We start from the raw sequence: 23,647 nt of genomic DNA on the forward strand, positions 1-23,647 counted from the left end.
CCCCCCCGGCCTCGGCCCCCCCCCCCCCCCCCCCCGCCCGCCGCCCCCGTCCCCCCGGCACTACAGAAGCCGAAAGCAAGAAAGGCGCCTCGCGGCGCCTTTCTTGCTTTCAATCCGACAAAAAATCACTCCCTCGGCGGCACCACATCCTTGGCTTCGCTGCCGAAGCTGCCCTCAGACTCCGCCGCCAGATAGGCAAACACGGTATAGGCAGCCACGTTCTGCGCCAGCGCCTTCGGGTCGATCTTGTCCAAGGTATCGTCCGGGGTGTGGTGCAGGTCGAAATAGTCGGTTCCGTCCTGTGCCAGCCACGCCCAGGCACCGCCCTTGGCGGCCAGCGGGCCTACGTCGGGGCCGGGACCGCCTTGGTCGGCGCGGTATTCGATACCCAGCGGTGCCAGCGCTTCGCCGATCTGGCGGGTAGCCTCGCGCGATTCAGCCGGATTGCCCGAGCCGGTGTTGAAGGCATAGATACGGCCCGCGCCGAAGTCGCTCTCGGCGGCGATGTGTTGCTGCACGATTTCGCCAGCCGCGACGCGCGCAGCTGCATACGCCTTGCCGCCATGCAGACCCTGCTCTTCGTTGGCGAAGGCGATCACGCGGATGGTGCGCTTGGGTGCCTGCTTGAGCTGGCCGATCAGATGGCCGGCGGCCATGGTGATACCAATGCCTGCGCCGTCATCGATGGCGCCGGTGCCCAGGTCCCAGGAGTCCAGGTGACCGCCGATCACCACCACTTCCTTGGGCAGGCTGCGGCCGGTGATTTCGCCGATCACGTTCTGCGAGGTGTAGCTGCCATCCCAGCCGCAATCCAGCGCGATGCGGATGCGGGTAGAGCCGCGCGTAACCAGACGATTGAGCTGATCGGCATCCGGGCCGGAGAGTGCGGCCGACGGCACCGGGGTCAGGCCTTCGTCAAAACGGGTGATGCCGGTATGCGGCATGCGGTGCGAATCGGTACCAGCCGAACGCATGATGAAGCCGACAGCGCCCTTGCGGATTGCCTCGGACGGGCCACGGCTGCGCACGCTGCCGCCGATGCCATAGTCAGCGCCATCCCGCTTGCGGGTCATGGTGAAGTCGACATAGGCGATCTTGCCGGTCAACGAGCCCTCTGGCGCCGCCTTCAATGCATCCAGACCTTCGAAACGTACGATTTCGGCTTCCACCGTGCCGGCCGGGCTGCCACCCAAGGCGGTGATGGTCAGCGGCTGCGGATGCGCGCCCAGTACCGAGGCGTGCTCGCTGCGGCGCTCCCACTTCGGGAAGGTGACCGGCTCGGTCCATACCTTGTCGAAGCCCAGCGCCTTGAACTTAGCCTTGGCCCATTCCACCGCACGTGCATCGGCTTCGCTGCCGGCCATGCGCGGGCCCACTTCGGTGGTCAACGATTCCACCACCTGCCAGCCAGTGTTGTCCGCCAGCGCCTGTGCGCGCAGTTCGGCGGCCTTGGTCAGCGCCTGCTGCGGAATATGGGTGGGCGCAGCGTTGGCAGCGGCCGAGGAGCACAGCAACAGGAGGGCAAGGGAAAGAGCGCGGCGACGCATAGTCAATTCCAAGGTGATTTGTCGAGTCAGGGTAACAGTGACTTGTCGTAGGGGAATGTGCCAGTTGGTATGGGGAAGCCTGCTTGGGCGACGCGGGGGATTCTCCTCTGGCAGCGTTTTGAAAGATCGTTTAGGCCGATGGTGAGCTGAAAACCGCTACAGAGTGAACAGGGGTTTTCCTGTGTCGGCAGTACTGCGTCGCGCGCGAGCCTGAGTCTTCCACCGATCGGGTGGATGAACCAGGACGTATTGATGACATTGAGAAACAGAGCTGCAGGGACGTTGTTGGTGGCGATGCTTGCGCCAAGCGCAGGATGGGCACAGGCGCACTCGCTGGAGGACGTGCGCTTTACCGGGCCATTGGTGACACCGTCGCCGTCAACTCTGCCGCAGGGAAGGTTCTACGCCCAGCCCTATTGGATACAGACGCATGCCACCGGGCGCTATGACGACAAAGGCAATAGGCATGCCTTGAAGGATTCCAGTGATTCATCGCTGCTGACCTTGCTGCTCAGTGCTGGCATCACCGACCATCTGGCAGGTGAGCTGGTGTTGGACAGCGCCAGAAGCACGCAAGGCAAACAGCACAGTGACGGTTTCCGTGTTGCCGACAGTGCGCTGCGGCTGCGTTATCTGTTCCGTGAAGGTGATGCCTTGAATGGCAAAGCTGCACTTGCGGTGATGCTTGGTCAATCATTGCCGACTGGGCGCTATGACGAGCTGGGCGACAACCTGCTCAATGGCCAAGGCAGTGGTGTGTCGCGCACCAACTTGTCGCTTATCGGGCAAAACTATCACTGGCTGCCCAACGGGCGGCCGCTGCGCTGGCGCTGGCAGGCCCGCTGGAGTCCGGCACCGCGGGACGTGTCGGTCAAAGGTGCCAGTGTGTATGGCACCGATCGCAGCTTTCGTGGCCATGTCAGTCCGGGGCCTGCGTTCAGTGCAGCGTTGGGCTTGGAATACAGCATCAACCACCACTGGGCGCTTGCCCTGGACGTGACCGCAAGCCGCCAATCGGGGAGCCTGCTTGATGGCACCGAGCTGGATGCGTCGGGACAACGCCAGCACGTCCAGCAACATGATGGGGCGAGCCGTAGTTTCAGTGTCGCGCCGGCGCTGGAGTACAACCTCAATCAGCAGATTGGGTTTCTGGTCGGGGTACAGGCGTCGCTGCCGGGTGGGCGCAACAGCGCTTCCTATGTCAGCCCGCAGGCGTCGATGACCTTGTTGTTCTAAGGTGCTGAAACAGCAACGGCCGGGCACTGGTCCGGCCGTTGCTGGCAAGCTTGCTGATTGCTGATTGCTGATTGCTGATTGCTCAGTGCTTGTTGAGGCCGTCGCGGATTTCGCGCAGCAGCAGCACTTCTTCGCTGGGCTCCGGCGCAGCGGCCGGTGCCTCTTGCTTCTTGCGCGACAGGCGGTTGACCACCTTGACCAGCATGAAGATCGCGAAGGCGACGATGACGAACTGGATCAGCGTGTTGATGAAGTCGCCGTAGCCGATCACCACCGCAGGGATTTCCTTGCCGTCGGCGCCGATCTTTGCCGGTGCCAAGGTCCAGGCCAATGCCGAGAAATCGACATTGCCGATCAGCCAGCCGATCGGCGGCATGATCACCTTCTCGACCAGCGAGGTGACGATCTTGCCGAATGCGGCACCGATCACGACACCGACCGCGAGGTCGATGACGTTGCCGCGCATCGCAAATTCCTTGAATTCGCTGATCATTCCCATGTGTTTCTCCTAGGTGTGCATGAAGGGGAGCTGGCGCAGACTACTCCAGTAGATGTCATCAGGCGATCAAGCCTTCGCGATGTGCGATTTTTCCTAGGCGGGCGCTGAAACGGTCGCCGGGCTGCAGTGCGGCAACACCGGCCGGGGTCCCCATGAAGATCAGGTCGCCAGCACGCAGTGCATAGAGCTTGGACAGCTCGTGCAGGATGTCGGCGACGTTCCAGATCATCTGGTCCAGCGTGGACTTCTGGCGCAGCTCGCCGTTGATTTCCAGCGAGAGCTCCAGCGGTGCCAGATCACCGACTTCGGATGCCAACACGAGGCTGCTGACCGGTGCGGAATGGTCGAAGCCCTTGGCGATATCCCAGGGGCCGCCCTTGGCCTTGGCGGCTGCCTGCAGGTCGCGGCGGGTCAGGTCCAGGCCAACGCCGTAGGCCAGCACAAGGTTCATCGCCTCATCCACGGCGAGTACACCAGTCGGCGCATCCTTGCCCAGCGCCACCACCAGCTCAACTTCGTGGTGCAGGTCGGAGGTGGCAGGCGGATAGGGGATCGTTGCGTCTCCGACCACGATGGCATCAGCTGGCTTCATGAAGAACATCGGCTGGCCGCGTTCGCTGGTCGAGGCCGGTGCGGCTGCACCCATCTCGCGGGCGTGATCGGCAAAATTGCGGCCCACGCAGTAAATGCGGTGCACCGGGAAGGTGCCGCCACCGGCGACCGAGATGCGGGGCTGGGGCAGGGCGGGAATCAGGTCAGTCATGGTTGCGTCCAGGTGAAACGACGCAAAAGTCTAGCGGACGCAGACATCTGTGTAGAGCGTAGGCATGCTGCGCGGGAAAGCCAATTTGTGGGAGCGGCGTAAGCCGCGAAGCAGATGGTCGATCAGATTGCAGCTATGCCGGTGGTTTCAATCGCGCAGGCTTCGCGGCTTACGCCGCTCCTACAACCTGAGTGCGCCGGTAAGGCCCCTGCCGAGCATGGCTCGGCACTACAGGGCGGTTGGCCGGTAAGGCCCCTGCCGAGCATGGCTCGGCATTACAGAAAAGCCTCAGCGTGGCTGCGGCAGGGCAGTCTTGCGTACTACGCGGTACTCGGCGTCGACTACGGTCGGGTCAGCCTTGCTTACGGAGCGGGCTTTGCGCGAGGCAAACAGCTTCCAGGCGATGCCGCCGAGGATCATCGCCGCGCCAATGAACACGCCGCCGACCACCAGTACCGCAAGAATTGCGATGCCGAGCAGGCCCAAGGCTATGCGCACCAACGGGTTGCGCGGTTTGCGCGGCTCGAACAGGTTGCGCAGCTTGGCGAATTGGACGTAACGGATGTTCATGAAAGCTCTATGACGTTGAGTCTGCTGTGGAGTATCAGGGGCGATCGGGTCAATTGCGTGAAGTTGTCGTTAATTGGTGTCTGAATAGGGGGCCGTGACATTGCCGTGAGTCAGCTTCGTTCCAGCCTTGATTGCCCATGCGACAATGAGCGGCTTACTTGTATCGGTGTTCCAATGTCCAGCGCCATTGCTTCCGGAATCGAACTTTGCCCTCTTGCTGCCGTGCCTGATCAAGGCTTTCATGCGGTGGTGGCGGTGATCGATGGCGATGCCGAGACGCTGGTGCTGTACCGCGATGGCGATGCAGTGCGGGCATGGTTGAACGTCTGCCCGCACGCCGGGCGTGCGCTGGACTGGGCGCCCGGCCAGTTCCTCAAGAGCCGCGAAGGGCACTTGGTCTGTGCTGTGCACGGTGCTTCGTTCGAGCTGGACGGCGGCATTTGCGTCGCAGGCCCGTGCAAAGGCGACTCGCTGCGCGCGGTGCCGGTATCTGTTGGCGATGGCAAGGTGTTGCTGGGCTGAGCGCTGCAGGCTCAGCTCCCGTTCTTGTCCAGCACCGGGTAGACGCGGCTGATCTGGCAGTCGTAGCGGCCGCTAAAGTTTGCACGATCGCCGGGCCGGATCAGCTCGCGCTCCGGGCGGGCCAATGCCATCCTGTCGCCAGGGTGGCCGCAGACCATCCCGATGCCCATTCCGGAGACCAGGGTCATCGTCTGCGCGTTGGCCAGTGCCGGGCAGCTGCTGGCGACCTCAATGCGATAGAAGCGATTACCAGCGGCGCGGTTGGGTGAAACTTCGACGGTGATCCCCTGCGGGCCCTCGCTCCAACGGCGGACGGCGTCAATGCCGACGCAATAGTCGGCTGTCCCACGAAAGCCGCGCGAGCGTGGCGCGCTTTCGGCCTTGACCTGCAGGGGGGCCATGGTGGCCACCTGGCTGTCGCGCTGGCGTAGCAGGTCGGCGTAGCTGCGGGTATCCAGCGGGGCGATGGTGCTGATCGGGCATTGTGCGTCGCCGATGACCAGACTTTCGCCCGGTTCTGCACATAGCCAGCCTTCCTTGCTACCGCGCACCGACAGCCGGCTTTCCGGCGCAGGGCAGTCCTGTGCGAGTTGTACCTTGAAACGCTGCCCATCCTTCAACCGCACTGCGAGCGTGTTGGAGGTGATGTCTTCAGCACCGCTGATCTGGCGTGCATCGATGCAATGTGCCTGCGGAGCTGTGCGCTGCTCAGCAGCGGCGCTGAGCATGGCCAGAAAACCAAGTGTTCCCAATGTCATCCGTTTCATTGCGATCTCCTTTTCCGGGTCAAGCAGCGCAGGTGATCGTATCTCAGAACATGATGTTGATCATGATCACCACGATCACGGTGTACAGCAGTGACAGAGGTCCACCGACCCGCCACATTTCTCGCGGGGTGTATTTGGCAGGGCCCATCGCCATCGATATCACCGGGTTGGACGCGGTCATCAGATTGTTGGACGCCGACAAGGCCACGATCAACGCGAACGCGGTGGGGTTGCCGCCCGCAGCCAGTGCCAGGTTCACTGCAATTGGCACCATTACGATGGTCGCGCCAACATGGCTGATCACCAACGAGAATGCGGTGGTCAGCAAGGCCAATGCAATTTCCAACGCCCACACCGGAATGCCCGCAGGCAGTTTGTCGATGGTGTGGCCGGCAATCCAGGCCGCTGCGCCACTGCTGTCCATCGCCCAGCCGAGCGGAATCAGGCCGGCCATCATGAAGATGGTCTTCCAGTTGATCGCCGCATAGGCCTCGTCCATGCGCAGCACGCCGGTCAGCAGCATGCCGGCCACGCCGGTGAGCAGGGTCAAAGCCACTGGTAGGTGCGAGGTGAGCGCGATGATGATGGTCAGCGCGAAGATCGCCATGGCAATCTTGAACTTGTGCGGGCGCTGCTCGCCCTTGGGGTAGTCGGTGACCACGACGAAGTCGCGGCTCTCAGCGGCGGTGGCCAGGTCCTGCCAGATGCTATGGAACACCAGCATGTCGCCGGCACGCAGTTGCGTATTGCGTACGTCCTCGCGGATCACCTGCTTGTCGCGGTTGATCGCCAGCAGGCTGATGCCGCGTTCCTTGCGCAGGCGCAGCTCGCCGGCGGTCTTGCCGATGATCTTCGAGGTGGGCGGAATGACTGCCTCGGAGATGCCAGCGCGGGCCGGGTTGAACAGGTCGCCCAGTTGTTTCAGCCTTGAGGACAAACGCAGGAACTGGTTCTGCGCGAAATCGGATACCTGCTGGCGTGGGCCCATTACGCCCAGTGCACTACCTACCCAGATGCGCATGTCGGCGGGTGGCGAAAGGCGGGTGTCATCGCCGGTCTTCAGTGCAAGGAACAACGGGGCATCGAACAGGTTCTCGGCCTCGCCCACGGTCATCCCGACCAGCGGGCTTTCGGCGGTGACCAGCAGTTCGAAGACATCGCCTTCAATGCCGTAGGCCTTGGCGAAATAGCTTTCCGTGCGGGCTGGGGCCTGGCCGTCTTCGCTCTCGGTTTCTTCTTCCTGCAGCTTGCGGCTGCCGTAGAAGCGGAAATACAGCAACGAGGCGATCAGCAGTGCCACGCCAATCGGCAGCGGCGCGAACATGCGCAGCGGCTCGATGGTGGCAGTGCCGGAAGGCAGGTTGTTGTTGGCCGACATCAACAGATCGTTGAGCAGGATCAGCGGCGAGTTGCCCACCATGGTCAACGCGCCGCCCATCACGATGGCGGCGGAAATCGGCAGCAGCTGTCGCTTCAACGTCAGCGCGGTACGCGAGGCCAGGCGCGAGGCGACGGGCAGGTATAGCGCCATCACCGATGGGTTCTGCATGAACGAGGAGTTCAAGCCGGCGGTCGCGCTGGTCAGCAGCAATAGTCGTTGTTCCAGGCCATGCGAGCGCCGCAGCAACCAACCCGCTAGCCTGTTCAGCGCGCCGGTGCGGTCCAGGCCGGCACCGAGAATGGTGGTGGCGATGATGCTCATCACCGCGTTACCGGAGAAGCCGCCGAAGATTTCTTCCGGGGCGATCAAGCCGGTAACGCCCAGCACCACCATCACCACCAGCGCCACCACGTCGGCGCGGATCCGCTCGAACAGGAACATCGCCATCGTGAAGCCCACCAGCCCGAGCACGAGCTTCATATCGGTGGTGAGCGTCAGCGCGGTATCCATCAGCGGCGGGAGTCGGGAATGGGGAATAGGGAATGGCGAACGCCGGGCGCGCCCTTGTGCGTGTTACCTGCTGGGCAAGCGTAGCGGCACGGGGAGCGCGACGACGTCATGGTGTACCGATTCCCGTTTCCCTGTTCTCGATTCCCTGTTTGTCATACAACAGGTCCCAGACGCCATGGCCGAGCTTCTGGCCGCGGGTCTCGAAGTGGGTCTGCGGGCGCCAGTCCGGGCGCGGCACCGCGCCGCGCGGGCCTGCGCGGTTGACCAGGCCGGCTGTGGCGTCGAGCACGTCCCACATCTGCTCGGCATAGTCTTCCCAGTCGGTGGCGCAATGCAGACGGCCGCCAACGCGCAGCTTGCGCACCAGCAGCTCGGCAAAGCCTGGCTGCACCAGACGGCGCTTGTTGTGGCGCTTCTTGTGCCAGGGATCGGGGAAATAGATGCGGATCTCGTCCAGCGCGCCGTCCGCGATTTCCTTCTCCAGCACCTCGACCGCGTCGTGGTGGTAGAGCTTGACGTTGTCGGCATTGTCATCGGCCAGTGCATTGAGCAGGCGGCCTACGCCCGGTGCGTGCACTTCGATGCCGATGTAGTCCTTGGAGGTATCGAACTGCGCGGCGTAGCGCAGGGCAGCGCCGTTGCCGAAGCCAATTTCCAGCACCTTGGGGGCGTTGCGGCCGAAGGTGGCCTGCAGGTCACGCGGCTCGCCATTGAAGTCGATGCCGAAGCGTGGCCAACGGTCGTCGAACGCGCGCTGCTGGGCCGGGGTGAAGCGGCCCTGGCGCAGGACGAAACTGCGGATCTCGCGGCGACCCTCGGTCACGGTGAAGGGCTTGGGCGGTGCCTTGGAGCCCGCGCTGTCAAAAGGATTGGTCATCAGCCGATCAGCCCATCTACGGGGGAGGAAGCGCTGGCATAGCGCTTGCGCGGGATACGGCCGGCGAGGAAGGCCTCGCGGCCGGCTTCCACGGCCTTGCGCATGGCGCTGGCCATCAACACCGGGTTGCGGGCGCCGGCAATGGCGGTGTTCATCAGCACGCCGTCGCAGCCCAGTTCCATCGCGATGGCTGCGTCCGAGGCCGTGCCAACGCCGGCGTCGACGATGATCGGCACCTTGGCGTTCTCGATGATCTCGATCAGGTTGTACTTGTTCTGGATGCCAAGCCCCGAACCAATTGGCGCTGCCAGCGGCATCACTGCGGCGCAGCCGATTTCTTCCAGGCGCTTGGCCAGGATCGGGTCGTCAGAGGTATAGACCATGACGTCGAAGCCGTCCTTGACCAGCTGTTCGGCAGCCTTGAGCGTGGCCATCACGTCCGGGTACAGGGTCTTCTGGTCGCCCAGTACCTCGAGCTTGGTCAGGTTGTGGCCGTCCAGCAGTTCACGGGCCAGGCGGCAGGTGCGCACCGCGTCTTCGGCGGTATAGCAGCCGGCGGTATTGGGCAGGATCGCGTAGCGGTCCGGCGGCAATACGTCGAGCAGGTTGGGCTCGCCGGGGTTCTGGCCGATGTTGGTACGGCGGATGGCCACGGTGACGATCTGGGCGCCAGCGGCTTCGGTAGCCAGGCGGGTCTCTTCCAGATCTTTGAACTTGCCGGTGCCGGTCAGCAGCCGGGAGGAATAGGTTTTGCCGGCGATGACCAGCGAATCGGTGGGGACATTTGCATTCATGCCCGAATTATCACCCATCCCGCCGACCTGTAGTGCCGAGCCATGCTCGGCAGAGGGCTTGCCAATGACCTGAATTGTAGTGCCGAGCCATGCTCGGCAGAGGCTGTCCCGGTAACGCCCCGGTGCAGCATGGCTGCGCTCTACAAGCGGCGCGGGCAGTCGCTGTAACTCCCTCCCTTTGCCCCAGGCAAGGGGAGGGTTGGGGAGCGGGTGGCTTTTCAGTCCTTTGCGTATGGTCAGCTTCGCGGCTGACGCCGCTCCCACAAATTTGATGGTGCGCCGGTAAGGCTGCTGCCGAGCATGGCTCGACACTACCGCTGCGCTCAGCCACCGCCCAGTGCGTGCACGATCTCCACCACGTCTCCGTCCTGCAACTGGTGGTTCGCATGCTGGCTGCGCGGAATGATGTCGCCGTTGATCTCAACCGCCACGCGGCGCTCGGCCAGGCCTTCGGCTGCCAACAGTTCGATCAGGGTCAGGCTGGGCTGCAGCTGGCGGGGTTCGCCATTCAGATGGATGTTCATGCCGCCATTCTCGCCAGCCCAGCCACAAAAGCCCAGCCGGCAGACAGTTTGCGGCGGCGCAGCGTGTGTGTCTTACGCGGTAATGAAAACATAACAACGTGCGGCGGCGTATGTCTGTCCGCTTTCCCCCACCCAGGAGCTCAACATGTCTCTTTCCCTCCGCCCGCTGCGTGCTGCCGTGGCTGTTGCCATTGCCTTGGTCGTAGCGCCGGCCATGGCGCAGTCGCCGTACTCCAAGACGGTGTTCTTCGGTGACAGCCTGACCGATACCGGTTACTTCCGTCCTGTGTTGGTGAAGCTGGACCCGAATGCCTCGCTGGTGGGCCGCTTTACCACCAACCCGGGTTGGGTATGGGCGGACTACATCGCCGACCAGTACGGTACCAATGCCAGTCCCAATGGCAACGGCCAGACCGGCGACAACTACGCGGTTGGCGGCGCCCGCGTGGGTGTGGACACGGTAGGTGCGCTGGGCGCAACGCCGTCGATGAAAACCCAGATGACCAAGTATCTGGCGGCCAACGGCGGCAAGGCTGACGCAAATGCGCTGTACACGGTGTGGGGTGGTGCAAACGATCTGTTTGCGGTGCAGGCTGCGCCAGCGCAGGCGCAGGCTATCATCGGCGCGGCGGTGACCGACCAGATCGGCATTGTCGGCACGCTGAAGGCCGCCGGTGCCCAATACGTGATGGTCCCAACCTTGCCTGATATCGGCCTGACCCCGGCCTCCCGCGCCGGTGGTGCCGTCGGAATGGCGCAGGGCACTGCGCTGGCCAAGACCTACAACAACGCCCTGTTTGGCGGGCTGAAGCAGGCGGGGCTGCAGGTGATTCCAGTCGACACCTTCACCATCCTGCAGGAAATCGTGGCTAATCCGGGAACCTATGGTTTCACCAACGTCAGCAACATGGCCTGCACCTCGGCCTCGTCGCTGACCTGCTCACCGCTGAGTCTGGTTGCGCCAAATGCAAACAACACCTATGTGTTCGCCGATGGTGTGCATCCGACCACCGCTGCCCACCAGATTCTCGGCCAGTACACCATCTCGGTGCTGGAAGCGCCGCGTCTGCAGCAGATCCTGAGCCATTCGGCACAGACCACTGGTCGCGCCCGTGCCGATCAGGTTGGCGCACACCCGGGTTCGCGTCCGGCTGATGGCCTGAGCTGGTGGGGCAATGTGCGCGGCGACATGCAGCGCTATGATCATGCCGATCTCTACGATGGCCTCGCACCCGCCGGTCTGTTCGGTGTGGATTGGGCGCGTGACGGCATGGTGCTCGGTGGTTTCGCCGGCTACGGCCGGATGAGTGCGGATTTCGGCAACAGCAAGGGTGACTTCACCCAGGATGACACCACCCTGGGCCTGTTCGCGGGCTGGTACGGCGAGCGCGCGTGGGTCAATGGCCAGTTGAGCTACAGCTGGCTGGGCTATGACGTGACCCGCAAGGTGCAGCTCGGCCCGGCGACCCGCGAGCACAAGGGTTCGCCGGATGGCAGCAACCTCACCGCCGCAATCAACGCCGGCTACGAGTTCGGCCAGGCCGGTGGCTTCCGTCACGGTCCGGTGGCTGCTGTGGTCTGGCAGAAGGTGAAGCTGGACGGCTACGTGGAAAGCAATACCAGCGCCACCGCGTTTGGCTATGGCGATCAGGACCTGGATTCGACCGTCGGCCGCATCGGCTGGCAGGCCCGCTTCGATGGCGGCAACGTGAAGCCGTATGTGCAGGTCACCTACGACCATGAGTTTGAAGACGGCAAGCAGGCCAGCGCCTGGTTGCAGACCATGGCTGACGTCGGCATGTACAAGGTGCCGGGGTTGGAGTTCGATCGCAACTACGCTACCGCAGTGCTGGGTGCGCGTTTGAACCTGTTCGGCCTGGAAAGCAATATCGGCCTGAGCACCACCACGATGCAGAAGTCCGCGCGTGATGCGACGGTGTTCGCCAGCTTTGGTGGCAGCTTCTAAGTTCCTGTAGCAGGAGCGGATTGCGATGTTGTGTGTGGGAGGCGGTGTCGCGTTTGCGGCATCGCCTCTTTTTTGTTTTGGCGGCGCGAAGCATCAAGTGTTTGCAGAACAGTTGCTTACACCGCCCAACAGCCAGATTCGATTGCGAAAGCAGTGCTCAGCCACCGTTTTTCGCCGGCGCGGAGTGCTCAGGGCTGGCCGTTGCTTTGTCCCAGCGTCACGCATAGACTTCACCCTCGCCAAAGCGGGCGTAGCTCAATGGTAGAGCTGTAGCTTCCCAAGCTACTGACGAGGGTTCGATTCCCTTCGCCCGCTCCACTGCATCGTTCCAGGGAATTCTGAGGAAGTCCAAGAGGCATCGTAAGTCGTTGATTCTGTTTGAGTTTTCGACACCTCGATGTTCCAGTGGGCTCCACGGAAATCCACCTGAAGCCACGACGTTTATGTCCATTTTTGTGTCCATTTTTGCGGGCACGACGGCTTCCGGATTGTTGCTAGGGCGCTGAGGTCGATGGGTTAAGCATCTGGTTCCTGACTCATGTTCAGGAGCTAGAGCATGGCACTCTCAGACTTGGTGGTCCGCCAAGCCAAAGCCACCGGCAAGGCCTACACACTTCCAGACATCGATGGTCTCTCCCTGGCCGTGACGGCCACGGGCAGCAAGAGCTGGCACTTCCGTTACTACTGGATGAAGGAGCCCAAGCGCATGTCGCTGGGCACCTATCCCGAGGTGTCCCTTCGTGAGGCACGCGCCCTGCGTGACGAGGCGCGCGCCTTGGTGGCCAAGGACATCAACCCGCGCCTTCACCGCAAGCAAAAGCGCGCCGCGGTCAAACTCGCCGGTGAAAACACCTTCGAGGCGATCTACAAGAAGTGGCTTGCCCACCGCGAACTCGGCCTCAAGAAGGGCCGGCAGACCACCCTCTCGATCCTCCCTCGCGTCTTCGCCAAGGATGTGCTGCCCTTGCTGGGCAAGCGCTCGATCTACGACATCAAACGCCCTGACCTGCTGGAAGTGATCGCCAGGATCGAGCGGCGCAAGGCGCTCTCCGTCGCCGAGAAAGTCAGGACGTGGTTCAACCAGATGTTCCGCTACGCGCTGGTGGTCGTGCCGGGCCTGGAGCAGAACCCGGCTTCCGACCTCGACGTGGTGGCGCTGCCGCTGCCCCCGGTGAACCACAACCCGTTCCTGCGCATGGCCGAGTTGCCGAAGCTGTTGCAGCGCCTGCGCAAGTATCGTGGCCGGCTGCAGACCCAGCTCGGTCTGCGGCTGCTGCTATTCACCGGCGTGCGCACGGGCGAGCTGCGCCTGGCGACGCCGGATCAGTTCGACCTCGATCGCGGCCTCTGGATCATCCCGCCCGAGGTCGTGAAGCAGCTCCAGGTGGACATGCGCAGGAAGCGCCAGTTGCCCAAGGACATTCCACCCTACATCGTGCCGCTGTCGGTGCAGGCCATCGAGATCGTCCGGCACCTGCTCGAACAGCTCAAACCGGCCCAGCACTATCTGTTCCGCCACGACAGCGAGTTGAAGAAGCGCATGAGCGAGAACACGCTCAACGGCGCGCTCAAGCGCATGGGCTATCGCGACCTGCTGACCGGGCACGGCATCCGGGGCACGATGTCCACCGCGCTCAACGAGATCGGCTACCCGAAGGTGTGGGTGGACGCGCAACTCTCGCACGTCGATCCCAACAAGGTCAGTGCCACCTACAACCACGCCGAGTACGTCGAGCAGCGGCGGCGGATGATGCAGGATTGGGCCGACCGGCTCGATCTCTTCGAGCAGAACATGGTCGAGGCAGCGAGCATGCCGCTCACCATTCATTTGGAGGGCGTGCCCGTCCTCTCGGATGAGGAAGCCGCGAGTGCGCCACCCAAACCAGCGGCCGCGTCGGCGCCGCTCCTGATCGTGACCAGGCCGGGAGACGCGATGCCACTGGTGTCAGCCGAGACGCATCGGCTGCCCGCAGTGCCGTTGCCGCGTTCCGTCATGGAGGAACCGCTGTCCGACATACAGCGCCAGCGGATGGAACTGGTCGATGTCTTCGAGGCACCACACAACCTGCCAGTCGCCGAGTACGCGAAGATGGCGGGCAAGTCCCGCCGGTGGATCAGCTACGAGATCAAGGCCGGCAACCTGCTGGCGCTGAACCTGGGCAACCGTGGTCAGCGCGTGCCGGATTGGCATCTCGATCCGGTCAAGCACGCGCTGATCCAGGCGGTCCTCAAGCTGACCAGGGGCGCCGACCCTTGGCAGATCTACAACGCGCTCCTGCAGCCGCGCGCGAAGCTGCGCGGCGGCTCGGCTCTGGAAAGCGTCAGTGCCACAAATCTCGACAAGATCATCATGGCGGTGAGCACGACGGTGAAGGAAAGCGAGTGGTCCCCGCAGCAGGTGGCGTTTGCGTAGCGCGCCAGCGCCCAGCAGTGCGCGCCCCTGTCTCAGGACACGGAGCGCGCGCGGCGGGCGAATCTTTCCTGGGGCTCGGTCAAGGACGAGGACGGGCGAAGCAGGTAGGCCATCACGATGATGGGTGCGCCAGCCAATGGCCGCGCGGCGATGCCGCGACGCAGGTAGCAGGTCAGTCTCGCGGCGGGTGCGACGGCAATGCCGTAGCCCGCGGAGACGAGCGTCATCGCCATGTCGAAGGTGCTGACGGTCTGCTCATGGCCCTGCGGTGCATCCTCGACCAGGCCATGCGCCACCGCGCGCCACGGCTCGTCGGCCGTTGACTGCGCGCAGATCAACGGCTGCTTGAGCAGCTCTTGGCGAGGCACTTCACGGTAGGACAGCAGGTGCGAGCGCTTGGCGACGGCGACTGCCAGCGTGTCATGCCACAACGGCTCGCACACCCAGCCTGGCCACTCCCAGGCGGCTGTGGACAGGGCCAAGTCAAAGTTATCGTGCGGCAGTTCCTGCGCCTGCGCTGTGGAACTGCATCCGATCAAGGCGGTGGCGGTCTCTGGCTCTTCGGCGCGCTGCAACGCCAGCAAGTCGGCAAGCGGTGAAGGCACCCACTCGCCGAGCACAGCCACCCGGATTTCAGTGGAGGCATCGCTCGATTTCACGTCCAGTTCCTCCAGGCAGTGAACTCGCGGCGACCGATGAAGTCGCTTCTATTGAGTTAAGTTTAACGTGGTTTATATCGTGTCAATCCTCGACGCTTTTGGCAATGCAAAAGCGTTCGATTCAAAGAGGCCGGCCCACCGGGACAACAACCTACGAAGCGGAACCAGCCATCGCGTTTGGGGCCTCCGTGCGCGAAGAAAGAACCAGTCAAGGCATCGCCCAGGAAACGCTGGCTCATCTGTCAGGAATCGAGCGTTCGCACATGGGAAAGATCGAGCGTGGCGAGCATGTCCCCACGCTCCCCCTCATTCTCAAAATCGCCCGTGCGCTGAAATGCAGTTCTGCCCACTTGATGGCGCTGACTGAAGCCAAGCTGGCAGAGACGGCTCCGCCTAAATCAGCGGACTGAAGCCGGCCCGCGCCGTGGCTCCTTGTCTACCCCTGTTCGTTGTCGTTCTTATTACCGGCGGCTGAATTTTCGCGCTTTACGGCCTCGGTGAGGAGGCGCAGGTATGGATTGTCCGGAGGCATTTCCTGGAACAGCGCTTCGGGAGCGCTCAGCAGGTAGCCGTGCAGTCGCCTGGATTTGCGCGGCCCCGTGACTTCGCAGGTCCAGATATTCAGCCCGCTGGCTTGCTTGCGGTGCAGGCCTAGCTTCTCGAAACGCTTCTGCACCCACTGCCATCCCTCCAGGTTCTCCGGTTTCGCCAGTGCGGCGATTTGCAGATGTTCCTGCGCATAGCGCTGGAAGACGCCGGGGCTCACCAGGTAGGCCGTTCCGGCGACGCTGTGCACCAAGGCTTTGGCGTCGTTGATGATGAGCTTGTGCGTCTGGATGCCCTGACGCAGCCAGGCCATGAAATGCTCGCCGGATGGCTCCGGCCGATCCTGAAATGGCGCGAGGCTTATCTGCGGCAGCACCGTAGGCGCCGGTGGCGAGGCAGGCTCGGGTTCGCTCGGGGCCTCCGGCGCTACGGGTGGGGCCGTGTCACTCAGCAGATCGAGCAGCGCAGCCACGCCGTTGTCGGTGGGCATAGGGACGGTCGGCGCGATGCTTGGTGGCGCCGTATCGGCGCTTTCCAAGCCTGGCGCTTCGGATGCCGGTGCCTGCGGTGTCGGCGCCCCTTGTTCCTCGTCGGCCTGCACGCGACCCGCGAACGGCGCCGGCCGGTCGGCCGCATCCCAGACCATGGCCGGAGACAGTTTCAGGAAGGTGAAGCTGTGCGACCAGCCGGCATCGCTGGTGACGGTGGCCTTCCAGATCGCCTTGCCGTCCGGTGTGGCCAAGGCGATGCCGTGATCCTGCAGCACGTTGAACACCGCCGTGTTGCTGGCCGGGATACCGTCGATGCCCTGCGACAGCAGATGCGCGCGCAGCTTGTCCGAGACGGTCTTGCTCACCAGCCAGAGCGCGTCCTGGGTCAGCCAGCCATCCGAGGCCTGGGGCTGGTTCAGCTTGAATTCTTCCTTCAGGAGGTAGCGCAGGCCATCGAGCAGCTTGCGCTGCAGTGCGTGCCGGGGCGCTGCCAGGGCCTTGCTCGGATCGCCGCCGAGTTCCTGGGCGACGGATGCCTGGTCCGCCTGCACGACCAGTTCGCCGAGCATGCCGGCGTGCTCGTACTGGCCGGCCAGGACGTACAGCAGCGCGGCCCACAGGTCGGGGTAGTCGGCGAGCCAGTCGAAGATGCCCGGATCGAGCAGCCGGGCGTAGAGCAGCCCGGTGGCGGCGCTGTGCAGCCGGTATTCGCGCTCCCTGCGGTAGCGGAAGCGGTACGGCCGCCGCAGCGGGCCGTGCCAGGGATGCCAGACCGTGCCGTCCGCGTACTCGACGTGCAGGTCGACCGCGATCTTGCCGATGTCGTGCAGCAGCGCAGCATAGGCGGTGCCTGCGGTCCAGGCCTCGGCCTGGGCGGCTTGCGCCTCCGGCGTGGCGCCGGCGGGCAGCAGATGCGACTGCCGCAGCTTGAGCGCGTAGGCGACGATCTCCAGGCCGTGGTCCAGCATGCCGCCCGGATAGGCGTGGTGATGGGCCTCCGACGCGGGGAATTGCTGGACCAGCTCGGCGTAGCGTTCCAGCGGGGCGAGGTACAGCGTGGCGAACTGCCGGCGCGACAGCGAGGTGCGCTGCCAGATGTGTTCCAGCAGCTTCTGCCGGCGCGGCGTCGCCAGCAGCGATGCGGCCGGCTCCGGCCGCATCAGCCCTTTGCCGGGCTCGGCGGGAGGTTTGGGCGGTGGCGCACTGGCGGCAGGTGGCACCCGTTTGCGTTGGAACAGCGAGAGCATGGCGAACCCCAGACGGCGGGCCGGTCGGGAGAGCCTTTTGGCCTTTTCGGGTAGGGCCTTTCCCCTTGGCCCCATTCCCTTGCCCCTTCCCCAGCCCTTTGGCCTTTACGGAAACCTTTGGATATAGGGCAACGACGCCTGCCGAACCACAACCAATGCGGGTTTGGCCCAAGTCGGATTGATGCGGGAAGGCTGGCTGTGCCGCCCCTACGATGGAGCCGTTTCATCGACCGGACGGAGCACCATGCACACCCAGATTGACAAGGTAAGGAAATTTCCTTACCATCCAGGCATTGCCATCAGGAGTGCCGCCATGCCCGAAATCCACGAAGTCGCGACGCTGACCTCCAAGGGTCAGATCACGCTGCCCAAGTCCATCCGGCAAGCGCTGGGCGTGGACACCGGCGGCAAGGTGGCGTTCGACCTGCGCGGCGGCGAAGTCGTCGTGACCCGCGCCGACGCCGACCATGAAGACCCGGCCATCGGCGCCTTCCTGGGGCTGCTGGAAGCGGACATCCGGGCCGGGCGGCACGTCCAGTCCCTGCCGGACGATCTGGCGCGGGCCATGCTGGCCAACGCGCACCACGCGGTGAACCTCGATGAAGACATCGAAGGCGAAGTGGCGCTCTGATGCAGCGGCACGGTTGGACGCTCCTGTTCCACGAGGGCGTGATCGAGCAGTTGCGCAAGCTGCACGCGGCCGCGGAACGGGCCGAACAGAACGACCCGCAGGGGTTCGAGAGCAACGCCAACGTCAAGCTGTTCCGGGCGTTGAGCCAGTTGATCATGGATGTCGTGCCGAGCGATCCTGCGCGCGACGAATTCCGCCAGGGCAACACCTTGGGGCCGGCCTACCGGCACTGGCGGCGCGCAAAGATCGGGAGGCGGTTCCGGCTGTTCTTCCGCTTCGACTCCAAGGCCAAGGCGATCGTGTTCGCCTGGGTCAACGACGAGCAGACCTTGCGGTCGTCGGGCAGCAAGTCCGACCCCTATGCGGTGTTCGAGAAGATGTTGGGACGCGGCAACCCGCCGGACGATTGGGCGGCGCTGGTGGCCGCAAGCCAGGCCGACTGGCGCGCAGCAGACAAGGACTAGACCGCGGTTGAAGAACAGCACAGGTTTCAATCGCGACACGGACAGGGATCACAGCCACACGACAGGATGAACATGAGGTAGCCACCATGAAGACCGCCGCACAGACCACCTTCGCAGAACGCCTCGGCCGGACACTGGGCCGGGCGTGGAGAGGCTGCGCGCGTCTGGATCGGCGGGCGCAGGGCTGGCTGCTCGCGCAGGGATGGGCGCCTGGCATTGCCAAGGCCGCGCTGCTGGCCGTCAAGCTCGCTGCGATCGGTGTCCTGCTCTACACCGCGTTCTGGCTGGCACTGCTGCTTGCGTTCGCGCTGGTCGGCGCCTGGGTAGTCCGCAACGACGATGGGAGCTACGACGAGGAACACAAGCCGGAATGGCGATACGGCCCTGCCGGGTACGGCCTCTACACCCATGACGATTACCGGATCGACCCCCACGATCCAGAAGACGAGCAAGCCTAGAGGCGTTACTTCGCTGCTTTCATAGCGACACCCGCACCCCTGCCGCCAGCAGCTTGGGCATCCCTGGTTCCTGCCGCCAGCCCTTGAATTGCCGTTCCCGCGCGCACGCCTACCCAGCCCAGCGCAGCCACCCAGAAGGTAGGCAGCACGATGAACATCGTCGCCATGACGAAGTTCAGCAGCATGTCGCCGAAGGCGTTGTTCAGGCCGATCAGCGGATCGAAGTTGCTGTGCGGCCGGTTCGCGCCGAACCCCCAGCCGTAGAGCGCGTCGAGGATCGTGCTGTCCAGCCAGCGCGCGAGCTGGAACCAGAAGTCCACGAAGAACAGCGCGAACTGCACGCAGCTCACCGCGACCAGCGCCTTCAGCTCGTAGGTGCCGAAGACCAGCACCAGCGGGATGCAGATCACCAGCGCCATCTTGAGCAGCGACAGCACCATCGGCAGCGCCTGGCGTACCACGTCCATCGCCGGAAAGAAGCCCAGCGAGCCCATGGTCAGCCCCAGGTCGCCGGCGCCGCGCGTCACGACGTTGGGCAGCGTCTTCTCGATCTGGCCGCCGTAGTCGGTGTAGACCGAGCCCTGGTTCATCTTCTGCTGCCGCGGCGAGACCACGGCGCGGATCACCGAGTCGTTCACCTCGCTCTGCGACAGGAAGCCCGCCCAGCGGCCGATGCGCGTCAGCAGGTCGGGATCGACCTGGGCCAGCAGGCGCGCGCGCAGGCCGCTGCCGCCGTCCGACCACCACTGCCGGCACGTGGGGTAGCCCCCGCCGCTATCCACCTGGGCCAGCCCCGCATCGCGCGTCGCGTCGTAGGGCCAGGCCGTGCGTGGCGTGTTCGAGTGGTAGGTGTCGTAGAAGCCCGCGTTGTTCAGGAAGTAGCTCGAACCGATCCAGGTCACGTCATTCATCTGCTCGTCGGAGAGCGTGGGCCGAGACATGAACAGCTTGGCGCGCGAGGGGCCGTAGCAGTCATGCACGAAGTCGCCGACCTCCTGGGCCAGCACCGGGTCATCGATGCGCGTGGCATCCACGTCCATGCGCATCTGACGCAGATCCGTTCCGCAGGGGATGGCCGCCACCGCGCCGCCCGTCACCGCCTTCGAGATGGCGTGCATGAAGAACCACCACACCGGCACCAGCGCGCTCTGGTTGTTGAGCGTGGTGTAGGCGTTCGACCAGCCCGTGTCGGTGGGCTGCGGGACGCTGACCTGGCATTGCGCGGAGCGCGTCGTGTCGAACTTGATGGTGCTGAGGTCGACCGGAATGAAGGGGATGCCGGCGAACAGGATGACGACGATCGCCACCCACACGCGGTTCTCGATGCGCATCGATGACAGCACCCCCTTGTTGCCCTCGTCCGCACCCTCGGCCCGCGCGCGCAGCCATTCCTGCACCACCATGACCACGAAGGGCAGCGCGAATACGCCGCTGGCCACGAGGATGTTCCAGATGCCGTTGCTGACGATCCACCCGACCAGGGTCAGGTAATACTCCAGGTAGTCCGTTGTGTTGAGCGTCATGGCGTTCTCCAGGGCTCAGCCATTGCGCAGTAGCTGGCTGCCTTCGAGCAGCACGAGGGTGGCGACGGCCGCGATCTCGGCGCGCAGCAGGCGCTGATGGGTCTCGGCCAATGGCTCGCGTTCGCGCAGGCGCCGACGCATCCACCACCAGCCGTAGGCCGTCGCCGCGTAGAGCAGCAGCCGCCAGACGAGGAAGTGGACCGAGTGCTCGCGCAGCCACTGCTCCCAGCCGTCGATGCTGCCGACGATGTGGAGGCCGACGACGTTCACGCCGACCGCGATGCCCGCCACCAGCAGCACCCACAGCAGCACGATGCCGACGCGGCGGCCGAGCAGCCGTGCCGGCCGCAGCCAGGCCCGGCTGGTCATGGCCCGCTCCGCGGCTTCTGCACTTCCTTGAGCCGGTCGCGCGTCGTGTCGCCCTCGAAGATGCCGCGCGAGCCCGCGGCGCGGGTGCCGTGGCGCTGCACGATCGCCATCGCCGAATTGCCGGCCAGCGTGCGCCGCAGCTCCAGCTCGGTCTTGAGGTTGTTGATCTCCTGCTCCAGCGCGTTGTTCTCCTGATCGACCGCCTTCACGGCCAGCTCGTTGGCGGCGACGTTCGGCTCCTTCTTGCCGGTCAGCAGCGTGCGCTGCAACAGCAGGGCCTTCTCCAGCACGCTCGACAGCGCGGCTTCGGACGCCAGGCGCTTGCCGAGCAGGTCTTGATCGGGCTCGTCGCGCAGCGCCTCGATCACGCCGCGCGTGATCGGCAGCGAGTTGCTGCCGGCGGCTTCGAGGTTTGCCACCGTCATCGGCGTCGAGCCCGTCACGAGGCCCTGCAGTGCCTGCAGCTTGGTCTCGTACTCTTCCTGGATCACCGGCGTCAGGCCGACGCCAGGCGTGGTCTGCGTCTTGGTGCAGGTCTCGCAGGTGCGTTGCTCGCGCTCGCCGAGCACGCGGGTTGCGAAGTCCGCTGCGGCCTGCGGCGAGGACCAGGTTTGGCAGGTCAGCCGGTTGCCGCAGGACGCGCGCGGGATGGATGAGGTGTCGCTGACGCCGCGGCTGTTGAGCAGGTTGTAGCCGGCACGGGTCACGTCGCCGACCACCTTGATGGAACCCTGGCCCGAGCCGCCCGCGTTGCCGCCGCCCACCCAGGGCACGCCGTTGTTGCCCTTGTTCGATTCGGCCTGCTCGACGGCGGACACCGCATCGGTGCTGCTCACCGCATCGCGCAGCGCGAAACCTTCGGCGAGCTGATCCCACCCGGCCTGGCCGCCGGCCATGTCCGCCATCCGGTTGGCCATCGCCTTGCACGTCAACTTGCTGCGGTCGAAATCGAGCCGAGCCTGCAGCACGCCGTTGGTCAGCAGGTTGTAGAGGCCCGGATCGGCGCGCTGGATGATCAGGGCCGGCAGCGACGCCACGGCGCTGGTGGCGCTCTGGATCACCGAGGACATGATCTGCTGAAAGCCATTGGTGAGGCCGTTCAACTGGTTCTGCAGCGTCGTCGTGATGCTCATGTTTCCGCAGATCAGGTTGCTGTTCCAGCCGATGCCCACGCCGATGCTCTGCATGTTCCCGGCGCCGCCCATGGACACGGCCCGGCCGCCGCCGATGCTGTAGAGCACGTCGTCGCCGATGACGCTGCCGCTCACGCCGACGCCGGTGGGGCTGATGCGGGTCTGCGCCCACGCGACGCCGGCTGCGGCCGTGACGGCGCAGGCGAGCGCGATGCTGAGCGCGTAGGGCCTGGCGCGCTGTGCGAAACGGGAGAGAGACGCTTTCATCGGAATACCTCAGAGGAAATCGACGCTGCCGAGGAAGACCTGCCCGCGGCGCTGGCAGCAGGCATAGGGCCGCCACAGCGCCCAGGCGTAGTCGCCTTGCTGGGCCTGCACGCGCGTGTTGGAGTGGGGGAACACGGCGCAGGAGTTGGAGAGGGTCGGCGTCAGCTCCTGCCACTTGCCGGTGGAGGCATCGCTCTCCACCAGGGCGCCGGCCGGCCAATAGCCGTCGCTCGAACTCGCGAGCAGCGGCTGGTAGACGTGCGGCTGCATGCGCCGCGTGACGACATCGCCCGCGCGCTGCGCGACGACGGCGCCGCTCTTGTAGTCGTCGGTCTGATGCAGGAAGCCGCCGCGCGGATAGACGTTGCCCCACAGGTTGAGCGTCGTGCGGCCGCCGATCTCGCGCATGCCGGGGATCACCGCCTCGGGGTACACCATCTCCGGGACGTTGTAGCGCCAGGCCAGCGTGTCGAGGGTGCTCAGCAGGTACGGCATGAAGGCCGTGCCTGCGCCCTGGCAGGCGTAGCCGGACGCGCTGGCGAACTGGCTGAACACCGAACCGCCGGGATGCCCGATCACGTCGGCGTTCTTGAACTTCGCCAGGTTGTTCTCGTTGTCGTGGTTCGTCGTCCCGTCGCCGCCGGCCTGCGCCGTGGGATTGGGCATGCTCATGGCGCGCACCTCGATCCACGGGTTCTCGCCGGTGTTGCTGTAGCTCGACACCACCGCGTCGGGAATGTAGTGGCGCACCTTCACCGAGGTGCGCACCGTGCAGCCCGTCCAGGTGCAGAACAGCCAGTAGCAGATGCCGACGACGCGATATTCCAGGCAGTCGGGCGACAGGGCCGAGGACACGATGGTAGCCGTGTTCAGCGCGAAGCTCGAAGCGGCGCCGCCGAGCAGCACCGAAGCGATGGCAAGGCGGGCCCGGCGCGACGACGCCGACAGCAGGCGGTTCATGGCTGTGCCCTCCGATGTGATTCGATGCGTGCCACGGCGCGCGCGACATCGGGCTCGCCGTAGACCACGTAGCGGCGATCGACCACCACGGCAGGCACCTTGGCCAGCCCCAAGCCCCAGGCATCGGCGACGCCCTGGTAGGCGCTGCCGATGCGGCGCTGTAGTGCCTGGCTGCCATCGCGCAGGCGTTGCTGCACGAGCGCGGCCGCGCGGCCCGGATCGGCAGGCAGGCCCGCGGCCAGTTCGGCCTCGATGCGCTCGGGCAGATCCAGCTCGATCACGCGCGCGCCGGATGCGGACTGCACGGGATGGCGGCTGTCGGTCACGACCAGCACGTCGGCTGCGGATGCGTCCTGGCCGAGCAGGCACAGCAGCAGCCCTCCCGCGCAGGCGATGCGCGTACACCGCAGCCGCGGGATGGGTTTCAAGAAGGGAGCCGTCATGGCGGGCGTCCTGGGAATGAGAGCAAGGCTCTAGTCGAACGCCGAAGGCAGTCCAACCGCGACAAGGAATGCGCACCGCGCGCGCTC

At 64.8% G+C, this 23,647-nt stretch carries 24 protein-coding genes and 1 tRNA gene; 9 read left to right on the forward strand and 16 right to left on the reverse strand.

What is annotated here, in order from left to right:
* Positions 1–125: 125 nt before the first annotated feature.
* Positions 126–1,547 carry a M28 family peptidase gene (locus tag ACVOLZ_RS05655; protein WP_481515395.1) on the reverse strand — a complete coding sequence of 474 codons (1,422 nt, stop codon included), beginning with the start codon at positions 1,545–1,547 and terminating at the stop codon, positions 126–128.
* Between the two features lie 252 nt (positions 1,548–1,799).
* Here ACVOLZ_RS05655 and ACVOLZ_RS05660 point away from each other — a divergent pair, with 252 nt between their 5' ends.
* Complete coding sequence (locus ACVOLZ_RS05660; protein WP_481515396.1) at positions 1,800–2,783, forward strand: hypothetical protein; 984 nt, start codon at positions 1,800–1,802, stop codon at positions 2,781–2,783.
* Positions 2,784–2,865: 82 nt separating this feature from the next.
* Here ACVOLZ_RS05660 and mscL read toward each other — a convergent pair whose 3' ends face one another.
* The 3 genes from mscL to ACVOLZ_RS05675 form a co-directional block, all read right to left on the reverse strand.
* Positions 2,866–3,282, reverse strand: coding sequence for a large-conductance mechanosensitive channel protein MscL (mscL, locus tag ACVOLZ_RS05665; RefSeq protein WP_481515397.1), 417 nt, complete (start codon positions 3,280–3,282; stop codon positions 2,866–2,868).
* Between the two features lie 58 nt (positions 3,283–3,340).
* Entirely contained in the window at positions 3,341–4,045 is a 705-nt protein-coding gene (locus ACVOLZ_RS05670) for a fumarylacetoacetate hydrolase family protein (RefSeq protein ID WP_481515398.1), read from the reverse strand.
* Positions 4,046–4,333: 288 nt separating this feature from the next.
* Complete coding sequence (locus ACVOLZ_RS05675) at positions 4,334–4,615, reverse strand: hypothetical protein (protein WP_481515399.1); 282 nt, start codon at positions 4,613–4,615, stop codon at positions 4,334–4,336.
* A gap of 174 nt (positions 4,616–4,789) precedes the next feature.
* On the opposite strand from ACVOLZ_RS05675, the gene ACVOLZ_RS05680 reads away from it, so the two are divergent.
* On the forward strand, positions 4,790–5,137 hold the full coding sequence (locus ACVOLZ_RS05680; RefSeq protein WP_481515400.1) for a Rieske (2Fe-2S) protein: 348 nt from the start codon (positions 4,790–4,792) through the stop codon (positions 5,135–5,137).
* 11 nt (positions 5,138–5,148) lie between these two features.
* Here ACVOLZ_RS05680 and ACVOLZ_RS05685 read toward each other — a convergent pair whose 3' ends face one another.
* The 5 genes from ACVOLZ_RS05685 to thiS form a co-directional block, all read right to left on the reverse strand.
* Positions 5,149–5,904, reverse strand: a complete 756-nt coding sequence (locus ACVOLZ_RS05685; protein WP_481515401.1) for a hypothetical protein — start codon at positions 5,902–5,904, stop codon at positions 5,149–5,151.
* Positions 5,905–5,947: 43 nt separating this feature from the next.
* Positions 5,948–7,795, reverse strand: coding sequence for an SLC13 family permease (locus ACVOLZ_RS05690; protein WP_481515402.1), 1,848 nt, complete (start codon positions 7,793–7,795; stop codon positions 5,948–5,950).
* A 106-nt stretch (positions 7,796–7,901) separates the two neighbouring features.
* Positions 7,902–8,672: a tRNA (guanosine(46)-N7)-methyltransferase TrmB gene (gene trmB, locus ACVOLZ_RS05695; RefSeq protein ID WP_481515403.1), complete on the reverse strand. Its 771-nt coding sequence runs from the start codon at positions 8,670–8,672 to the stop codon at positions 7,902–7,904.
* A complete protein-coding gene (locus ACVOLZ_RS05700) occupies positions 8,672–9,466 on the reverse strand; it encodes a thiazole synthase (protein ID WP_282272409.1) in 795 nt (264 codons plus the stop codon). The genes trmB and ACVOLZ_RS05700 overlap by 1 nt, the downstream gene beginning before the upstream one ends.
* A gap of 323 nt (positions 9,467–9,789) precedes the next feature.
* Complete coding sequence (gene thiS, locus ACVOLZ_RS05705; RefSeq protein ID WP_481515404.1) at positions 9,790–9,990, reverse strand: sulfur carrier protein ThiS; 201 nt, start codon at positions 9,988–9,990, stop codon at positions 9,790–9,792.
* A 178-nt stretch (positions 9,991–10,168) separates the two neighbouring features.
* On the opposite strand from thiS, the gene ACVOLZ_RS05710 reads away from it, so the two are divergent.
* The 3 genes from ACVOLZ_RS05710 to ACVOLZ_RS05720 all read left to right on the forward strand — a co-directional run bounded on the left by ACVOLZ_RS05710 (position 10,169) and on the right by ACVOLZ_RS05720 (position 14,369).
* Positions 10,169–11,956, forward strand: a complete 1,788-nt coding sequence (locus tag ACVOLZ_RS05710) for an autotransporter outer membrane beta-barrel domain-containing protein (RefSeq protein WP_481515422.1) — start codon at positions 10,169–10,171, stop codon at positions 11,954–11,956.
* Positions 11,957–12,200: 244 nt separating this feature from the next.
* A tRNA-Gly gene (locus ACVOLZ_RS05715) sits at positions 12,201–12,274 on the forward strand.
* A gap of 238 nt (positions 12,275–12,512) precedes the next feature.
* Positions 12,513–14,369, forward strand: coding sequence for a tyrosine-type recombinase/integrase (locus ACVOLZ_RS05720; RefSeq protein ID WP_003454710.1), 1,857 nt, complete (start codon positions 12,513–12,515; stop codon positions 14,367–14,369).
* 32 nt (positions 14,370–14,401) lie between these two features.
* Here ACVOLZ_RS05720 and ACVOLZ_RS05725 read toward each other — a convergent pair whose 3' ends face one another.
* Positions 14,402–15,028, reverse strand: a complete 627-nt coding sequence (locus ACVOLZ_RS05725; protein ID WP_003454711.1) for a LysR substrate-binding domain-containing protein — start codon at positions 15,026–15,028, stop codon at positions 14,402–14,404.
* Between the two features lie 104 nt (positions 15,029–15,132).
* Here ACVOLZ_RS05725 and ACVOLZ_RS05730 point away from each other — a divergent pair, with 104 nt between their 5' ends.
* Positions 15,133–15,438: a helix-turn-helix domain-containing protein gene (locus ACVOLZ_RS05730; protein WP_003454714.1), complete on the forward strand. Its 306-nt coding sequence runs from the start codon at positions 15,133–15,135 to the stop codon at positions 15,436–15,438.
* A gap of 26 nt (positions 15,439–15,464) precedes the next feature.
* Here ACVOLZ_RS05730 and mobH read toward each other — a convergent pair whose 3' ends face one another.
* Entirely contained in the window at positions 15,465–17,312 is a 1,848-nt protein-coding gene (mobH, locus tag ACVOLZ_RS05735; protein WP_031329115.1) for a MobH family relaxase, read from the reverse strand.
* Positions 17,313–17,625: 313 nt separating this feature from the next.
* Between mobH and ACVOLZ_RS05740 the strand changes: the two genes are divergently transcribed.
* The 3 genes from ACVOLZ_RS05740 (at position 17,626) to ACVOLZ_RS05750 (ending at position 18,865) form a co-directional block, all read left to right on the forward strand.
* On the forward strand, positions 17,626–17,943 hold the full coding sequence (locus tag ACVOLZ_RS05740; RefSeq protein WP_003454724.1) for a type II toxin-antitoxin system PrlF family antitoxin: 318 nt from the start codon (positions 17,626–17,628) through the stop codon (positions 17,941–17,943).
* Positions 17,943–18,407, forward strand: coding sequence for a type II toxin-antitoxin system YhaV family toxin (locus ACVOLZ_RS05745; RefSeq protein ID WP_003454727.1), 465 nt, complete (start codon positions 17,943–17,945; stop codon positions 18,405–18,407). Before ACVOLZ_RS05740 ends, ACVOLZ_RS05745 begins: the two co-directional genes overlap by 1 nt.
* A gap of 86 nt (positions 18,408–18,493) precedes the next feature.
* Positions 18,494–18,865 carry a DUF3742 family protein gene (locus tag ACVOLZ_RS05750; RefSeq protein WP_003454730.1) on the forward strand — a complete coding sequence of 124 codons (372 nt, stop codon included), beginning with the start codon at positions 18,494–18,496 and terminating at the stop codon, positions 18,863–18,865.
* Between the two features lie 5 nt (positions 18,866–18,870).
* On the opposite strand, the gene ACVOLZ_RS05755 is transcribed toward ACVOLZ_RS05750, so the two are convergent.
* From ACVOLZ_RS05755 to ACVOLZ_RS05775, 5 genes are read right to left on the reverse strand one after another with little or no spacing between them, the layout of a single operon-like run.
* Positions 18,871–20,388 (reverse strand): conjugal transfer protein TraG N-terminal domain-containing protein, encoded by a 1,518-nt coding sequence (locus tag ACVOLZ_RS05755; protein ID WP_003454733.1) that lies wholly within the window; start codon positions 20,386–20,388, stop codon positions 18,871–18,873.
* 15 nt (positions 20,389–20,403) lie between these two features.
* The gene (locus tag ACVOLZ_RS05760; protein WP_003454736.1) at positions 20,404–20,757 is read right to left on the reverse strand and encodes a hypothetical protein; all 354 of its coding nucleotides are present in this window, start codon (positions 20,755–20,757) and stop codon (positions 20,404–20,406) included.
* Positions 20,754–22,157 carry an integrating conjugative element protein gene (locus ACVOLZ_RS05765; protein ID WP_003454739.1) on the reverse strand — a complete coding sequence of 468 codons (1,404 nt, stop codon included), beginning with the start codon at positions 22,155–22,157 and terminating at the stop codon, positions 20,754–20,756. Before ACVOLZ_RS05765 ends, ACVOLZ_RS05760 begins: the two co-directional genes overlap by 4 nt.
* A gap of 9 nt (positions 22,158–22,166) precedes the next feature.
* Positions 22,167–23,117 carry a TIGR03756 family integrating conjugative element protein gene (locus ACVOLZ_RS05770; RefSeq protein ID WP_003454742.1) on the reverse strand — a complete coding sequence of 317 codons (951 nt, stop codon included), beginning with the start codon at positions 23,115–23,117 and terminating at the stop codon, positions 22,167–22,169.
* Entirely contained in the window at positions 23,114–23,560 is a 447-nt protein-coding gene (locus tag ACVOLZ_RS05775; RefSeq protein WP_003454745.1) for a TIGR03757 family integrating conjugative element protein, read from the reverse strand. The genes ACVOLZ_RS05770 and ACVOLZ_RS05775 overlap by 4 nt, the downstream gene beginning before the upstream one ends.
* Positions 23,561–23,647 lie beyond the last annotated feature (87 nt).

Source organism: Stenotrophomonas sp. STEN020 (assembly GCF_056760195.1).

What these genes read in the sequence shown, in the direction of transcription:
- ACVOLZ_RS05680 (WP_481515400.1), top strand. Translation starts at nt 4,790, where the DNA reads ATGTCCAGCGCCATTGCTTCCGGAATCGAACTTTGCCCTCTTGCTGCC.
- ACVOLZ_RS05670 (WP_481515398.1), bottom strand. Translation starts at nt 4,045, where the DNA reads ATGACTGACCTGATTCCCGCCCTGCCCCAGCCCCGCATCTCGGTCGCC.
- ACVOLZ_RS05745 (WP_003454727.1), top strand. Translation starts at nt 17,943, where the DNA reads ATGCAGCGGCACGGTTGGACGCTCCTGTTCCACGAGGGCGTGATCGAG.
- ACVOLZ_RS05660 (WP_481515396.1), top strand. Translation starts at nt 1,800, where the DNA reads ATGACATTGAGAAACAGAGCTGCAGGGACGTTGTTGGTGGCGATGCTT.
- ACVOLZ_RS05655 (WP_481515395.1), bottom strand. Translation starts at nt 1,547, where the DNA reads ATGCGTCGCCGCGCTCTTTCCCTTGCCCTCCTGTTGCTGTGCTCCTCG.
- ACVOLZ_RS05765 (WP_003454739.1), bottom strand. Translation starts at nt 22,157, where the DNA reads ATGAAAGCGTCTCTCTCCCGTTTCGCACAGCGCGCCAGGCCCTACGCG.
- mscL (WP_481515397.1), bottom strand. Translation starts at nt 3,282, where the DNA reads ATGGGAATGATCAGCGAATTCAAGGAATTTGCGATGCGCGGCAACGTC.
- ACVOLZ_RS05700 (WP_282272409.1), bottom strand. Translation starts at nt 9,466, where the DNA reads ATGAATGCAAATGTCCCCACCGATTCGCTGGTCATCGCCGGCAAAACC.
- thiS (WP_481515404.1), bottom strand. Translation starts at nt 9,990, where the DNA reads ATGAACATCCATCTGAATGGCGAACCCCGCCAGCTGCAGCCCAGCCTG.
- ACVOLZ_RS05685 (WP_481515401.1), bottom strand. Translation starts at nt 5,904, where the DNA reads ATGAAACGGATGACATTGGGAACACTTGGTTTTCTGGCCATGCTCAGC.
- ACVOLZ_RS05775 (WP_003454745.1), bottom strand. Translation starts at nt 23,560, where the DNA reads ATGACGGCTCCCTTCTTGAAACCCATCCCGCGGCTGCGGTGTACGCGC.
- ACVOLZ_RS05720 (WP_003454710.1), top strand. Translation starts at nt 12,513, where the DNA reads ATGGCACTCTCAGACTTGGTGGTCCGCCAAGCCAAAGCCACCGGCAAG.
- ACVOLZ_RS05675 (WP_481515399.1), bottom strand. Translation starts at nt 4,615, where the DNA reads ATGAACATCCGTTACGTCCAATTCGCCAAGCTGCGCAACCTGTTCGAG.
- trmB (WP_481515403.1), bottom strand. Translation starts at nt 8,672, where the DNA reads ATGACCAATCCTTTTGACAGCGCGGGCTCCAAGGCACCGCCCAAGCCC.
- ACVOLZ_RS05750 (WP_003454730.1), top strand. Translation starts at nt 18,494, where the DNA reads ATGAAGACCGCCGCACAGACCACCTTCGCAGAACGCCTCGGCCGGACA.
- ACVOLZ_RS05730 (WP_003454714.1), top strand. Translation starts at nt 15,133, where the DNA reads ATGCAAAAGCGTTCGATTCAAAGAGGCCGGCCCACCGGGACAACAACC.
- ACVOLZ_RS05770 (WP_003454742.1), bottom strand. Translation starts at nt 23,117, where the DNA reads ATGAACCGCCTGCTGTCGGCGTCGTCGCGCCGGGCCCGCCTTGCCATC.
- ACVOLZ_RS05690 (WP_481515402.1), bottom strand. Translation starts at nt 7,795, where the DNA reads ATGGATACCGCGCTGACGCTCACCACCGATATGAAGCTCGTGCTCGGG.
- ACVOLZ_RS05760 (WP_003454736.1), bottom strand. Translation starts at nt 20,757, where the DNA reads ATGACCAGCCGGGCCTGGCTGCGGCCGGCACGGCTGCTCGGCCGCCGC.
- ACVOLZ_RS05755 (WP_003454733.1), bottom strand. Translation starts at nt 20,388, where the DNA reads ATGACGCTCAACACAACGGACTACCTGGAGTATTACCTGACCCTGGTC.
- mobH (WP_031329115.1), bottom strand. Translation starts at nt 17,312, where the DNA reads ATGCTCTCGCTGTTCCAACGCAAACGGGTGCCACCTGCCGCCAGTGCG.
- ACVOLZ_RS05740 (WP_003454724.1), top strand. Translation starts at nt 17,626, where the DNA reads ATGCCCGAAATCCACGAAGTCGCGACGCTGACCTCCAAGGGTCAGATC.